14 protein-coding genes are annotated in these 14,449 nt (G+C 54.4%); 4 read left to right on the top strand and 10 right to left on the bottom strand.

Translation table 11 applies throughout. The annotated features are described in order from the left end of the window. Positions 1-18: 18 nt before the first annotated feature. From BBD38_RS08755 to metA, 4 genes are read right to left on the bottom strand one after another with little or no spacing between them, the layout of a single operon-like run. Positions 19-1,104 carry an iron-containing alcohol dehydrogenase gene (locus BBD38_RS08755; RefSeq protein ID WP_066686905.1) on the bottom strand — a complete coding sequence of 362 codons (1,086 nt, stop codon included), beginning with the start codon at positions 1,102-1,104 and terminating at the stop codon, positions 19-21. A gap of 22 nt (positions 1,105-1,126) precedes the next feature. Beyond that, positions 1,127-1,561 carry an RbsD/FucU family protein gene (locus BBD38_RS08750; RefSeq protein ID WP_066686903.1) on the bottom strand — a complete coding sequence of 145 codons (435 nt, stop codon included), beginning with the start codon at positions 1,559-1,561 and terminating at the stop codon, positions 1,127-1,129. 47 nt (positions 1,562-1,608) lie between these two features. Continuing rightward, positions 1,609-2,520: a cysteine synthase A gene (gene cysK, locus BBD38_RS08745; protein ID WP_066686901.1), complete on the bottom strand. Its 912-nt coding sequence runs from the start codon at positions 2,518-2,520 to the stop codon at positions 1,609-1,611. A 6-nt stretch (positions 2,521-2,526) separates the two neighbouring features. Further along, positions 2,527-3,453, bottom strand: coding sequence for a homoserine O-acetyltransferase MetA (gene metA / locus BBD38_RS08740; RefSeq protein ID WP_066686899.1), 927 nt, complete (start codon positions 3,451-3,453; stop codon positions 2,527-2,529). Between the two features lie 145 nt (positions 3,454-3,598). On the opposite strand from metA, the gene epsC reads away from it, so the two are divergent. Next, the gene (epsC, locus tag BBD38_RS08735; protein ID WP_066686896.1) at positions 3,599-4,510 is read left to right on the top strand and encodes a serine O-acetyltransferase EpsC; all 912 of its coding nucleotides are present in this window, start codon (positions 3,599-3,601) and stop codon (positions 4,508-4,510) included. Positions 4,511-4,562: 52 nt separating this feature from the next. Here the strand turns inward: epsC and BBD38_RS08730 are convergent, their stop codons facing one another. The 3 genes from BBD38_RS08730 to pdxS all read right to left on the bottom strand — a co-directional run bounded on the left by BBD38_RS08730 (position 4,563) and on the right by pdxS (position 6,977). Then, the gene (locus BBD38_RS08730; protein ID WP_066686894.1) at positions 4,563-5,255 is read right to left on the bottom strand and encodes an SAM-dependent methyltransferase; all 693 of its coding nucleotides are present in this window, start codon (positions 5,253-5,255) and stop codon (positions 4,563-4,565) included. A gap of 244 nt (positions 5,256-5,499) precedes the next feature. Next, the gene (gene pdxT, locus BBD38_RS08725) at positions 5,500-6,105 is read right to left on the bottom strand and encodes a pyridoxal 5'-phosphate synthase glutaminase subunit PdxT (protein WP_066686892.1); all 606 of its coding nucleotides are present in this window, start codon (positions 6,103-6,105) and stop codon (positions 5,500-5,502) included. Continuing rightward, complete coding sequence (pdxS, locus tag BBD38_RS08720; RefSeq protein ID WP_066686890.1) at positions 6,102-6,977, bottom strand: pyridoxal 5'-phosphate synthase lyase subunit PdxS; 876 nt, start codon at positions 6,975-6,977, stop codon at positions 6,102-6,104. Before pdxS ends, pdxT begins: the two co-directional genes overlap by 4 nt. 111 nt (positions 6,978-7,088) lie before the next feature. Here pdxS and pdxR point away from each other — a divergent pair, with 111 nt between their 5' ends. The 3 genes from pdxR to BBD38_RS08705 all read left to right on the top strand — a co-directional run bounded on the left by pdxR (position 7,089) and on the right by BBD38_RS08705 (position 10,385). Next, positions 7,089-8,486 carry a MocR-like pyridoxine biosynthesis transcription factor PdxR gene (gene pdxR / locus BBD38_RS08715; protein ID WP_172807806.1) on the top strand — a complete coding sequence of 466 codons (1,398 nt, stop codon included), beginning with the start codon at positions 7,089-7,091 and terminating at the stop codon, positions 8,484-8,486. Between the two features lie 85 nt (positions 8,487-8,571). Beyond that, entirely contained in the window at positions 8,572-9,924 is a 1,353-nt protein-coding gene (locus BBD38_RS08710) for an MATE family efflux transporter (RefSeq protein WP_066686886.1), read from the top strand. Then, positions 9,921-10,385, top strand: coding sequence for a MarR family winged helix-turn-helix transcriptional regulator (locus BBD38_RS08705; protein WP_066686884.1), 465 nt, complete (start codon positions 9,921-9,923; stop codon positions 10,383-10,385). Before BBD38_RS08710 ends, BBD38_RS08705 begins: the two co-directional genes overlap by 4 nt. Before the next feature lie 96 nt (positions 10,386-10,481). On the opposite strand, the gene BBD38_RS08700 is transcribed toward BBD38_RS08705, so the two are convergent. The 3 genes from BBD38_RS08700 to BBD38_RS08690 all read right to left on the bottom strand — a co-directional run bounded on the left by BBD38_RS08700 (position 10,482) and on the right by BBD38_RS08690 (position 14,391). Then, positions 10,482-11,828: a hemolysin family protein gene (locus tag BBD38_RS08700; RefSeq protein WP_235829119.1), complete on the bottom strand. Its 1,347-nt coding sequence runs from the start codon at positions 11,826-11,828 to the stop codon at positions 10,482-10,484. A gap of 136 nt (positions 11,829-11,964) precedes the next feature. After that, the gene (locus tag BBD38_RS08695; protein ID WP_066687062.1) at positions 11,965-13,251 is read right to left on the bottom strand and encodes a UDP-N-acetylglucosamine 1-carboxyvinyltransferase; all 1,287 of its coding nucleotides are present in this window, start codon (positions 13,249-13,251) and stop codon (positions 11,965-11,967) included. A gap of 198 nt (positions 13,252-13,449) precedes the next feature. Then, on the bottom strand, positions 13,450-14,391 hold the full coding sequence (locus tag BBD38_RS08690; protein ID WP_066686880.1) for a magnesium transporter CorA family protein: 942 nt from the start codon (positions 14,389-14,391) through the stop codon (positions 13,450-13,452). Positions 14,392-14,449 lie beyond the last annotated feature (58 nt).

Raw genomic sequence — 14,449 nt, 5'->3', positions numbered from 1 at the left:
GGTTTCCCCTTTTCAAGATCAGCCAAGCAGCGAGGCAAGATAAATATTCAAAATATCGCCTTTTGTGATCGGCTTTGTATTCTTTTTCCCGATTGCAGCCTGTGCGGAAATATCGGTATATTGTTCGAGCTCTTCCCTGCTGATTTCCAGTTTTCCGGGCAGCAGGCCGCGTATCATTTCCTGGAAGCCCTCTACTCCATTGACTTTGAGAAGCGTGCACATCCGGTCGATCTTCTCTTTTTTCGTATCGTAAGAAAACGCCACATACTCCCCGAGCGTAAACGCGCAGGCACGGCCATGCGGGATGCCCTTCCGGACGGTAAGCGGATAGCCGATGGTATGGACGGCGGACGTACCCGCCATGCTGATGACGATGCCGCCGAGCGTCGCCGTGAAAAGCATCAGCTCGAGTTCGTCCCCGGAGAAGGCACGTTTGTAAAGCGCGTCTTTGTAAGCTGCAAAATTGGCGAACGCACGTTCCGCGAACAGCTCCGTCGCCCAGGAATCCTGGATCAGGTAGCCCTCCACGCAATGCGAAAGCGCATCAAGCGCCGTATCTACCGCGACTTGCGCGGGCAGTGTTTCTAAATATTTCGCATCGAGCAAAGCCGCCGCAGGAAACAGGTCGGGGCTGAGGAAGGATTTCTTGGTATCGCCAACCTCGAGCACGGATATCGCCGTAACCTCGCTTCCCGTGCCGCATGTTGTGGGAACCGCAACAACCGGGAGCGGCTTTACCGCATAGCTTTTATCAAACAGGCCCATAGGCGGGAGGTCGTTTACCGCAAGGACGGCCACCCCTTTTGCCGCATCCATCGCGCTGCCCCCGCCGACCGCTATGATAAAATCAAAGCCCGGCGCATAGCCAAGCAGCGCCGCGACATCCTCCGGCGAAGGATTCGGCGGCACGTTACCGCACACATGGTAGGAAATTCCTTGTCCTTCGAGCGCCTTTACAACATCACTCAGCGCGCCGTTTTTTCCCGCCGATCCCGACTTGATAATTGCCGCACGTTTTCCAAACGACGAAAACAAAGCGCCATTCCTGCCGACGCAATCCTTTCCCACGATCACTTTTGTAGGAACCTGCAATTGGAATTCCATTACGCTTTCCTCCCTGCCGGACTTATTTGAATATCACGCCTTTTTTCAAAATAATATTTGAATACCCCTCGTATTCGCCCGTTGCGACGATTGCATAGCATTCCTTGGCGCGGTCGTAAAAATCAAAGCGCTCCATTTTTTCAAATCCGTGCTTAAAACCGCCTGCAAAATCGTTTTCGCGAATAATTTTTTCATATTTTCCCCATACCGCCGGTTCGTTCCCGACCGGGGCGTCCATCAGCACGCACGGCTTCTGCACAAAGGCATCCAGCGGAAAAAGCTGCAGCACCGCGTCCAGCAGCTCCGTGATTTTATGGCCGTCCGCGCGGATGACCCGCTGGCCCATGGAATCTGCCGGGAAATTTGCATCGCCAAAACAGATTTCATCGCCGTGACCCATACTCATGAGCGCATACATAAGCTCTGGTGAAATAATATCCGGAATATTCTTCAACATGATAACAACACTCCTTTTTTAATTTTCTTTATTTTGAGGTAAATGTTTCATTTTCCTGCGAACAGGTCGGTGGAAAGATAGCGTTCCCCGGTATCCGGAAGGATGACCACAATCTTCTTTCCCGCATTTTCCGGGCGTCCGGCAAGCCTTATTGCCGCGGCGAGCGCCGCGCCCGATGATACGCCGCACAGCACGCCTTCCTTTTTGGCAAGCATACGGGCCGTTTCATACGCCTCTTCCGCGCTTACCTGCATTACTTCGTCAATCAGCTCGCGCTTCAGGATTTTGGGGACAAAGCCCGCGCCAATTCCCTGGATTTTATGGGGCGCGGCCTTCCCACCGGAAAGCACGGGGCTTTCCGCCGGTTCAACCGCCACAATTTTTACATCCGACAGTTTTTCCTTAAATACTTCCGCGCAGCCCGTAATCGTCCCGCCGGTACCGACGCCCGCTACAAAAATATCGACGTCGTCCACCAGGTCGCGCATAATTTCGACAGCCGTGGTTTCGCGGTGCGCCTGCGGGTTGGCCGGGTTCTCGAACTGGCCGACCATATAGCCGTTTTCTTTTTCGCAAATTTCCCTGGCTTTTTTGATCGCGCCGCGCATTCCTTCCGCGGCGGGCGTAAGCACGAGCTCCGCACCCAGCGCCGCAAGCAGGTTCCTGCGCTCTACGCTCATGGATTCGGGCATGGTGATAATCAGCCGCAGGCCCATGCACGTGCAGATATACGCAAGCGCAATGCCCGTGTTTCCGCTCGTGGATTCCACAATTACCGTATCTTCCCGGATCAGCCCTTTTTCCATTCCGTCTTTTATCATATAATAGGCGGCGCGGTCTTTCACGCTTCCCTGCGGGTTGAAAGCTTCAAGCTTTGCCCAGATCGCCGGGTTGACATGATTCAGCTGCAAAAGCGGCGTATCCCCAATCAGTTCTGTGAGTTGTTTTGCCAATTTCATGTGTAATCACTCCTCGTTTTGAATTGCCTGGAGATCATATGGCGTCTCCTGATATACATAATAATTCAGCCAATTATTGAACAGCAGGTTGGCGTGCCCGCGCCAGCGCACAAGCGGCGGCTTTTTCGGGTCGTTGTCCGTGAAATAGTTGGCGGGCATGGGGACATCCAGGCCTTTTGCCAGGTCGCGCACATATTCCGTCTTCAGCGTATTCGCGTCGTATTCCGGATGCCCGGTCACAAAAATCTGCCGCCCCTTCCTGGCGGAAACAAGATAAAGCCCGTTTTCCCCGAATTCACATAATATGCTCAGCTCGGGATGCTCTTTTACATTTGACATCTTCACGTAGCTGTGGCGGGAATGCGGCGCCCAGAACACATCGTCAAACCCGCGCATGAGCGGGCTGTTGTTGTCCGTCCGCTTATGCAGGTAAATCCCCGAAAGCTTTTGCTCGAGGGGATGCTTCGGTATTCCGTAATAATAGTAGAGGCCGGCCTGCGCCGCCCAGCAGATATGCATTGTGGAATAAACGTTTTTGCGGCTCCAGTCCATGATTTCCTTGAGCTCGTCCCAATAGGTTACCTGTTCAAACGGAATTTGCTCCACCGGGGCCCCGGTGATAATCAGGCCGTCGAATTTCTGGTCCTTTACATCCTCAAACGTTTGGTAGAACGCATTCATATGTTCGATCGGCGTATTTTTGGGCACATGGGTCGCCGGGTGCAGCAGCACCACCTCAATCTGCAGCGGCGAATTCGCAAGCAGGCGCATCAGCTGCGTCTCCGTTTGTTCCTTGGTGGGCATAATGTTCAGGATCGCAATCCTCAGCGGACGAATGTCCTGTGTTTCCGCACGTTCGAAGGGCATCGTGAATATGCCCTCCTGCGCCAATATTTTTGCCGCGGGCAGCTGACTATTGATATTAATAGGCATATCCGCATACCTCCTTCTTTACGGTTTGGAAAAGTCTTTTGACATCTATTATACAACACCTTATACTATAAATACACTTTTTTATGAAAATGTAATCTCTTTTGCCGATGCCGGAAGGCCCGGTGTTCCACATATGGAGGGGAAAATGCTCAAGGACTTAAACGAACTGGCCGCGGGAGAGCTTGCCCGCGAAATCATTTCCATCAATGCGCACAACATTACCGGGGAAACGATCAGCGGATTCGGGATGAAACAAAAGGTCGCGGCGTTTATCAAGCTCACGCGCAGCGCAATGTTTCCCAATATTTACGACAATATGATTGTGAAGGAAGCGGACCTTGAAAAAATTGTGGAAAAGCGGCTCCAAGAGGCGGCGGTCCTCCTCGACTGCATTGTGGCGGAGGTTATGGTCAACCAGTGCCACCTGCAAAAGCGCGAACGCACGGATTGCGACAAATGCAGGGAGAACGCCCGCAGGATTACCCTTCATTTTATGAAACAGCTTCCGGATATTGCCTGCCTCCTGAACACAGATATCGAGGCGGCTTATTGCGGGGACCCGGCGGCAGTTTCCAACGAGGAAATCCTTCTATCTTACCCCGGGTTTGAGGCGGTGAGCATTTACCGGCTGGCGCACGCGTTATACGAGAGGCATATCCCGCTCTTGCCCCGCATTATGACGGAGCAGGCGCACAGCGCCACGGGCATCGACATCCATCCGGGCGCGCACATCGGCGAATATTTTTTCATCGACCACGGCACAGGCGTAGTGATCGGGGAGACGTGCACCATCGGCAAGCACGTGAAAATCTACCAGGGTGTGACGCTGGGCGCAAAGAGCTTTGAGCTGGACGACAACGGGAACCCCATAAAGGGCGTGAAGCGCCATCCCGATATCGGGGATAACGTCGTCATTTATTCGGGGGCGACGATTCTTGGCGGCGATACCGTGGTCGGCGAGGGCTCGGTAATCGGCGGAAATGTATGGCTTACCCATTCCATAGAACCGCATACCACGGTCTATAACTCCACGCCTTCGCCGATTATTTCAAAGTAGACAAAATTGAACGCGGACGCTGCGGTGAAAACAGCGTCCGCTTTTTTTGATTTTATTTCTTCCGCGCCGTAATTCCGACCGTAGCAAAATAATTTCCGTTTTCGATCCGCATCATTTCCACATCGTGCTTCGCATGGGGTTCGTCGCACGCCAGCCAGTCTGCCCATGCCGCGGCATGGGACTCCAGGGAAAAGCTGCGAACGTCCTTTACCATGTTTGATTTCTGCCACAATGATTTCCACCATGCACAGTCGTGGAAATTCATATCGCCCGTCCAGAACGGTTCCATTTCCTCCGGCACGGTTTCCAGTTCATGCCGGAGTCCGGGGACCGCAATCGCAAGCGTCCCCCCTTCCTTTACCAGCGGTGCGATATGCGCATCGAGGAATCCTTCTCCCGCCCCAAAATAATGGTAGGAATCGACGCTGACAACCGCGTCGAAAAAGCCGTCCGCATACGGCAGGGCGACGGCGTCCGCATGGATGGGAACCACCTTCTCCCCGAGCCCGCACGCGCGAAAGCGTTCAAAATTATCCGTAGCGGAAATCCACAGGTCGGTGGCGAACACCTGCACGTCGAATGTCTGCGCGAGATACATTGACGTAAGCCCCATTCCGCATCCAAGGTCGAGCACACGGCTGCCGGGTTCAAGCCGGAGCGTCGCGCCAAGCTCCGCAAGTATCCTGACTGCGTTCGGCCCCATCATCGCGCCCCTGAAAAATTCACTGTTATAATCAAATTCCATTTTTTATCCTTTCCCTCAAGACCAATCCCCCGCGGAAATTACCTTTTTGCTTACAAAAAAGCAGACTGCGCAAAAACGCAATCTGCCGGACCAGCCCAAGTCCGGTATCTGTCCGGCGTTTTCCGCAAGGCAAACCAAAACATACGGCATATGTTGCCGCACACTCCATACCTTACAGGACAATCGCCAAAAAGACACCACCTTCCGTTTTATTACAATGATTATAACAGGAAACGCGGCCTTGTCAACCGCAATGGGTTTCCACAGCGCTTTTTTCCCGTCCGTACCCTTCCGCCATTTTGAGGAAATAGCGGTGAATCCGTTCATCCCGGGAAAGCTCGGGGTGGAACGCCGTTACCAGCATATTTCCCTGCCGCGCCGCGACGATATGCCCGTCCACGCGGGCAAGGACCCGCACGTTCTTCCCTGCGCTTTCGATATACGGCCCGCGGACAAACACCATCGGAACCGTTCCGAGCCCGGCAAACGGCGCCTCCGTTTCAAAGCTGCCGAGCTGCCGCCCGTAGGCGTTCCGTTTGGCCGTAATATCCATGCAGGCGAAGCACGGCCTGCCGCCTTCCACCCTCCCGGCGAGCAGGATCAGCCCCGCGCACGTTCCCAGCACGGGAAGGCCGCCTGTAATTTCCCTGCGCAAAGGTTCAAACAATTTAAGGCCATGCAGCAGCTTGGTCATCACCGTGCTTTCGCCGCCGGGAACCACAAGTCCGTCCATCTCCTGCCCGTCGAGATCGGCCACTTTGCGTATCTCAAAGCACTCTGCTCCAATTCTTTGCAGCATTGCCGCATGTTCCGCAAACGCGCCCTGCAATGCCAGGATTCCGATCCTCATTTTCCCCGCTCCGCCATCAAAAGTTCTATTTCCTGTTCGTTGACGCCCACCATTGCTTCCCCAAGGTCCTCCGAAAGTTCGGCAAGAAGCTGTGCATCGTTATAGTTGGTTACGGCCTGCACGATCGCCGCAGCGCGTTTTGCCGGGTTGCCGGATTTGAAAATTCCGGAGCCAACAAACACCCCCTCCGCGCCAAGCTGCATCATAAGCGCGGCATCGGCAGGCGTTGCCACCCCGCCCGCCGCGAAATTCACCACGGGAAGCCGTCCGTTTTCGTGCACATATTCCAGCAGGCCGAGCGGCACCCGCATTTGCTTTGCCGCCTCGTAGAGCTCGTCCCCGGCGAGGCCCGCGACCCTGCGCATCTCGCTTGCCATCATCCGCATATGGCGCACGGCTTGCACGACGTCCCCCGTGCCCGGTTCGCCCTTCGTGCGGATCATGGAAGCGCCTTCGCCGATTCGCCGCAGCGCTTCCCCGAGGTCTTTGGCGCCGCAGACAAAGGGAACGTCAAATTTTGTTTTATCGATATGGTAAACGTCGTCCGCCGGGGACAGCACCTCGCTTTCATCGATATAATCGATTTCGATTGCCTGCAAAATCTGCGCTTCCGCAAAATGGCCGATCCGTACCTTGGCCATGACGGGAATACTCACCGCCTGCTGGATTCCGCGAATCATCTTAGGGTCGCTCATGCGCGATACGCCGCCCGCCGCGCGGATATCCGCCGGAATCCGTTCAAGCGCCATGACTGCGCATGCGCCCGCGCCCTCCGCAATTTTCGCCTGCTCGGGGGTGGTGACATCCATGATGACTCCGCCCTTGAGCATCTGCGCCAGGTTTTTGTTCAATTCATATCTTTCCTGTGTCATTTTCAAACCTTCCTTTCATTGACAGCCACTTGAATTACAGATATGATTATAAACAAAACTGATCTTGTTTCAACGGCCAGTTTTCGCTTTTTTAACAATGCCAGTTTAGCCTTGGAGGAAAAAATGCTTACGCCGATTTTAGATACAAACAGCAAAGCCCCTATTTATGAACAGCTCTACCGGTATCTTCGCACGGAAATCGAAACGGGCAGGCTGTCCGAAGGAATCCGCCTGCCATCCAAGCGGAAATTTTCCGCACACCTGAAAATCAGCCAGGGAACGGTGGAAACCGCCTATTCCCAGCTTTTGGCGGAGGGCTATATCTATTCCATGGAAAAACGGGGTTATTATGTAAACGCCGTGGAGCAGGGCTCCCTGCTCCACCGTGAAAAAAAGGCTGTTTCGGCGGTTCCCGCCCCCATGGAAAACGATTTTCGGTTCATCCTTTCGACCGGGCGTGTGGATACGGAGCATTTCCCGTTTTCAACGTGGGCGAAGCTCATGCGCGAGGTGTTGAGCATGGAGAGCGGCCACCTGCTGCGTCCGGTGGACCCGCAGGGCGATCCTTCCCTGCGCGCGGGCATTGTCCGTTACCTGCACGATTTCCGCGGAATCGAAGCGGAGCCGGAGCAAATTGTTCTGGGCGCGGGCTCGGAATACCTGCTCAGCCTTATTACGCAGCTCCTGCCCCGGGAGGGCCTGTATGCCCTCGAAGACCCCGGCTACCGGAAGACGGAGCATATCCTCCACGCAAACGGCATCCGCACCGTTCCCGTGCCGCTCAACGCCGCCGGCATGGACGCGGACGCTTTGGAAGCGTCGTGCGCGGATGTGGCGCACGTTACGCCCTCCCACCACTTTCCCCTCGGTATCGTAATGCCCGTTGGCAGGCGGCAAACGCTGCTTTCGTGGGCGGCGCGCGGAAACCGCTACATCATTGAAGACGACTACGACAGTGAATTCCGTTTTTCGGGAAGGCCGATTCCCGCCCTGCAAAGCCTCGATATGCGGGAACGGGTAATTTACCTGAATACATTTGCCAAGACGCTCGCTCCTTCCCTGCGGATCAGCTATATGGTCCTGCCCCCGCACCTGCTTCAAAGGTACCGGGAGACCCTGCTCTTCTATTCCTGTACGATCCCGAGCTTTGAGCAGCACACCCTTGCCCTGTTTCTCGGCCGCGGGCATTTTGAGCGCCACCTGCACCGCATGCGGAAAATTTACAAATCACGGCGCGACGCTTTTATAGACGGATTCCGCAGCCACCTCGATAAACTGGAAATTTCGGGAATCGATTCCGGTCCCCATCTTTTGCTGACCGTAAAAAACGGCATGCCCGAACGGGATTTGATTCGGGCGGCGGAGAAAAAAAGCGTGCGGCTTACCCCGCTTTCCTCTTACTATACGAATGGCAGGGCACCTTCCGCGGCTGTGGTTGCGGGCTATTCCGGATATCACGCGGAAGAGCTGCGCGAAGCCGCCGGACTGCTTTGCTCTGCGTGGTTTTAATGCTTGACAATAAAAAAAGCCTCTGTTAAACTGTACAATATTGTACTAATTGGTACGACATTGTACCATTTATGTGAGGTGTGAAATGCAGGGGAATCCCAGTGAAAACCAGTTCCTGCGGTACGTGCTTCCGTCTATGCTGGCGATGCTTTTAAGCGGTTTTTACGCAATTGTCGACGGTTTTTTCGTAGGCCATACCCTCGGCGACACGGGGCTTGCGGCGATTAACATCGCATGGCCCATCGCCTCTTTCCTGCTGGCTTCCGGAACGGGAATCGGCGCGGGAGGGTCTGTGGTGATGACCACGCGCCTCGGGGAGGGAAAGCCCGGAAAATCCCGGCAGGCGCTCGGCAACACGCTTTTTGTCCTGATTGTTTTCAGCGCCGTCATGACGGTTTGCCTTCTCTTATTTTACAGGCCAATCCTGCAATTCCTTGGCGCGGAAGGCGAGCTTCTTTCGGCGGCCGCCGAATACACTCGGATTGTGGCCCTTGGAAGCGCCTGCCAGATTCTCGGAACGGGTCTTGTTCCCCTGCTGCGCAACAAGGGGAGAACGATTTCCGCCATGGCGGCCATGGTATGCGGCCTCGTGACCAACATTATCCTGGACGCCCTGTTTATGATGGTATTCCATTGGGGAATGTTCGGCGCGGCATTCGCAACCGTAACGGCACAGGCGCTGGTTGCTGTTTTAAGCCTTTTCATGCTGTTCCGCAAAAAGGAGGACCGCCTCGGCAGGCGAGACCTCTTGCCCCATGGCAAAACCATTGCCAGGCTCGTGAAAATCGGCCTGTCGCCTTTTGGTATGACGTTTGCGCCGTCTGTTATCATTATCCTCGCCAATTGGCAATGCCTTGCATACGGCGGAAACCGCGTGGTGGCTGCTTACGCAGTCCTGATGTATTTCGTTGCGTCCGTACAGCTGCTCCTCCAGGGCGTCGGCGAGGGCGTCCAGCCGCTTTTGAGCTATTTCAGCGGCGCCGGGAAGCCCGGGAGCGTTCACCGCCTGCTGCGGAAATCATTTGTCCTCGTGCTTGCCCTCAGCGGAATTTTATGCGCGGCCGCAATCGTTTTCCGCGATACGATTCCCGCAATTTTCGGCTCGTCCGGCGAGACCGCCGCGCTTGTTTCCGGCGCGCTCCTGATTGCCGCATTTTCTTTTCCCATGACGGGAATCACGCGGCTTGCGTCTTCCTTTTTCTATGCGGTGCAAAAAACGCGCGATTCCGCTTTTATCATTTATGCCGACCCGCTCGTTCTTACGCCGCTGTTCCTGTACCTGCTTCCCCTTAACTTCGGCGTAACGGGCATATGGCTTTCCATTCCTGCCGCGCAGGGCGTATTGGCGGGGGCGGCGGGAATCCTGCTGGCAGTTTATTTCCGCAGGCACCGCAAAATGGTTCCGGACGATCAACACAACGGAGGTATAATCGGATGAAAGAAGATATCACGGCAGTTAAAAAGGATATCGACGCCTACTACGAAAGCTGGTTCCGTATTAACCAGGCTTACTCCGTATGGGCCCAGCAGCGCGGGACAACGGAGAATATTATTTTTGCCTTGTATGAAATTGATTCTTCGGAGGGGGGATGCACCCAGCAACAGCTCTGCCGGAAGCTTTTCCTTCCCAAGCAGACGGTCTCCTTCCTTCTTGCCAAGCTGGAAAAACAGGGCTATATCCGGCGCGGTGAAAGCCCGGGGGACCGGCGCAACAAGCTGGTATCTTTTACGGAAGAAGGCCGGGAATACGCGCAGGCGCTTCTCGCGGAGCTTAGCCATGCGGAGGCCCGCGCCTTCCTTGGCATGACGGCCGAAGAGCGGCGCAGCGTCACCGAGGGGCTTCGTTCGTTTGCGGAAGCAATTTCAAAAAGTTTTTCCGGGGATGCGAACGGGCCGTAAGGAAATTCCTACGGCCCGTTCGGTTTAGAAAACAAAGGAAAGAAGATTACTATTTTTTATAATATCTTCCGTATGTGACAGGAATGTGACAGGATTCTATTGCTTTCCTGAATTTTCCGGCTTTGGTTTGGCTTCCGTTTTGGAAACAAGCGCCCATTCCACCCGCCTGTCTTCCAGCTTTTCAACGCGGATATGGAGTCCGTACGCCTCCACCACGGGATGGCTGCCATCCACGGGAATCGTGCTCAAACGGCTGTATACAAGGCCGCCCAGCGTATCGAAATCTTCATCCTCCGGCAGCTTTACATCGAGCGCCTCCGCAATGCGGTCGATCTCCGCCGCGCCGGAGATGCGCCACAATCCGGGTTTTGCTTCGGTAATGTCCTGCTCGTCCTGCGGGTCAAACTCGTCGTAAATATTCCCGACGATCTCCTCCAGGAGGTCTTCCATCGTTACGATACCGCTCATCCCGCCGTATTCATCCACCACGACGGCAATATGGATTTTCTGCCGCTGCATCTCGCGGAACAGCACGTCCGTATGGACCGATTCGGGCACGCAATAGGCCGGATAGATGATTTCCTCGAGCGGCTTTGGCCGGTCGCTCTTTTCATTGAGCAGATAGGCGCGCGTAGACAGTATGCCGACGATATCGTCTATATCTTCGCCGTAGACCGGGAAGCGGGATAACCCGCTTTCACGGATCACTTTCAGGATTTCCTCCGGCGTTTCGTCTTTCCTGATCGCCGTCACATTCGTGCGGTGCATCATCACGTCCCTGGCCGTGGTATTGTTAAATTCAAAGATATTTTCGATCATTTCCTTTTCCGCAGGCTCGATCGCTCCTTTCTCCTCGCCGATGTCTACCATCAACCGGATTTCCTCTTCCGTAACAGCTTCCTCTTCTTCGTTCGGATTCATGCGCAAAAGGCGCATGACACCATTAGTCGAGGCTGAAAGCAGCCAGATAACCGGCCTCATGACGATGGAAAGAACCGTTATGACTCCCGCGGACGCACGCGCCACCTTGTCCGGTTTCTGCATGGCGATACGCTTTGGCACCAACTCCCCGAACACAAGGGTGAAGTAGGACAGGATCAGGGTAATCAGGATAACCGCAATGGTATTGAGCGTATCCGGCGGGATCGTAACCTTCTGTACGTTGACCATCCAGTCGGTCAGCCTGCCGGCAAAGTTATCCGCCGCAAACGCGCTCCCGAGGAAACCGGCGAGCGTAATGCCAACCTGTATCGTGGAGAGGAAGCCCGCGGGCACCTCCACCATCTTCAGCATCTGCTTCGCTTTTTTATCCCCTTCCTCCGCCATGCGGCGCACCTTGTTTGCGTTAAGGGAAATTACCGCGATTTCGGTGGACGCGAAAAAGGCGTTGACCGCAATCAAAACCACCTGCAAAAGAAGCTGCCATATTAAAGGGTCGTCCAAAGAAAACATCCTCCTTATCAAGAAAACATTGATTTATAATTAACGATATTATACCACAAGTCCTGCTTCTTCATATAAACACTTTCTAAACAAAAAAACCGGGGCACAGGGCGCCCCGGTTCCAAAACCGTACAGCTTAATACAGGTCGTCGTCCTCCGTATGCACGACTTCCTCGCGCCGGATATCCGCCCCCAGCTTCCGCATTTTGTCCTCGATGTGGTCGTAACCGCGGTCAATATACTTTACATTCTGGATTTCCGTCGTCCCGTCCGCCATCAGCCCGGCGACGATAAGGGCCGCCCCCGCACGTAGATCGGAAGCGCTTACCGGCGCGCCGGTAAGGCGTTCCACGCCTTCCACAACCGCGACGCGGTCTTCCGTCGTGATCTGCGCGCCCATGCGGCGGATTTCTTTGATGTGCTTAAAGCGCGATTCAAAAATGGTTTCCGTAATCATGCTGGTGCCCTTGGCCGTGGAAAGAAGCACCGTCGCAGGCTGCTGCAGGTCCGTCGGGAACCCCGGGTACGGCATCGTATTGATTTTAACCGCCTTTGGCCTCTTGTCGCAGGTTACGCGGATAAAATCCGCGCCTTCCTGGATGGTGACGCCCATTTCCTCAAGCTTGGCCGTGAGGGCCTCCATATGTGTCGGGATCACGTTCTTGATCGTCACGTCGCCGCGCGTCGCCGCAGCCGCAATCATGAAGGTTCCCGTCTCAATCTGGTCGGGAATGATCGAATAGTTGCACCCATGCAATTTTTCCACGCCGGTAATGCGGATTACATCCGTGCCCGCGCCCTTGATTTTCGCGCCCATGCACACCAGGAAGTTGGCCACATCCACAACATGCGGCTCTTTTGCCGCGTTGATGATGGACGTCTGCCCCTCCGCGCATACTGCCGCAAGCATCACATTGATCGTAGCGCCCACGGAAACCTTATCCATATAGATATCGCAACCGTGAAGCCCGTCCGGAGCAGTCGCGATTACCCGCCCGTATTCCGTTTTGACGTTTGCGCCAAGCGCCTGCATTCCTTTGATATGCAGGTCTATCGGACGTTCGCCGATGGTGCAGCCGCCCGGCAGGTTGATTTCCGCGTCGTTGAAACGCGAAAGCAGCGCGCCCAGCAGGTAGTAGGAGGCGCGCATTTTCTTAACAAGGTTCATCGTTACCTTGCTGGTATTGATATTGGTGGTGTCCACCGTCATTGTCCCGTTTTCAAACTCTACTTCCGCGCCGATTTCCGCCAGGATACGCTTGATAATCAGCACGTCCGCAATATTTGGAAGATTCTCGATCACGCACATCCCGCGCGCAAGAATCGTGGCAGGCAGAATCGCTACCGCTGCGTTTTTGGCACCCGTTACTTCAATCGTGCCTTTAAGCGGTACCCCGCCGTTGATCACAATTTTCTCTGTCATAAAATTGGATACTTCCTTTATTTCACAATTTCTGATTGCTGTTTTTGTTTTCCATTTTACCATCCGGCGCCGATTTTTTCAAGCAGGCTTTCCGGCATTGGGACGCGGCCTTCGTGATTCGCTGTGCATAGCTGTTCCCGCAAACAAAAGGCGCAGCCGGGAAGCCCCGCGGCTGCGCGAAATTTTATTTTTCGCCTGCTAAAACATCTTCTTCCTCCATAAAAACCAGGTCGCCACGCCCGTTCCGCCGAGCGCGATGACCGTTACCCACAGGAAACCAAACGGATTGTCGGCAAACGGAATTCCCCCGACGTTCATTCCCCACAGGCTTGCAAATACCGTCGGGATAGCAAGTATGATTGTCAGTGAGGTCAGGATTTTCATGACAATATTCAGGTTGTTCGAGATCACGCTGGCAAACGCGTCCATCGTTCCCGAAAGGATGTCCCTGTAGATCGTTCCCATTTCAATCGCCTGTTTATTTTCGATAATTACGTCCTCGAGCAGGTCGAGGTCGTCCGGGTAGCGCTGGATTACTTTTGATTTCAGCATCTTTTCCAGCACAATTTCATTCGATTTCAGGGAAGTTGAAAAATAAACGAGCGACTTCTCAAGCCGGAGCATCTGGATGAGCTCGCTGTTTTTCATCGATTTGTGCAGCGCATTTTCCACCTGCGTGGAGGCCTTGTCGATCTGTTTCAGGTATTGCAAATATTTCCCCGCGTTTTTATACAGGATTTGCAGCAGGAAGCGGGTTTTTTTGCAGGTGTCAAACCCTCCCCGCACATTTTTGTTCCAGAAGTCCTCCAGGATCGAGGTTTCTTCCAGGCAGACCGTGACAATATTATCCGCCGTAATGATGATGCCCATCGGGAGCGTCGTATACATAAACGAATTGCGCTCCGCACTGACAACCGGGATATCCACCAGCACCAGCGTCTGGTCGTCTTCCGCGTCGATACGCACCGTTTCTTCCTCGTCCAGCGCGGCACGAATAAACTCGTCTTCAATGTGCAGGGTGTCCCGCACCTGTACGAGTTCTTCCTCCGTGGGGTCAAGAAGATGCACCCACGCGCCGGGCTCCAGTTTGTCGATCTCTTTAAAATTATTGTTTTCCGCAGAGCTGAAAATTCTAATCAAATGCTTCACCTACTTCCAAAAGCAGGCAGCGGTTAACGGCGTAGAAATACTGCACGCA

It is taken from the genome of Christensenella intestinihominis, assembly GCF_001678845.1.
In the GTDB taxonomy this organism is placed as follows: domain Bacteria; phylum Bacillota; class Clostridia; order Christensenellales; family Christensenellaceae; genus Christensenella; species Christensenella intestinihominis.
This window is presented reverse-complemented; position numbering and strand designations above follow the sequence as displayed.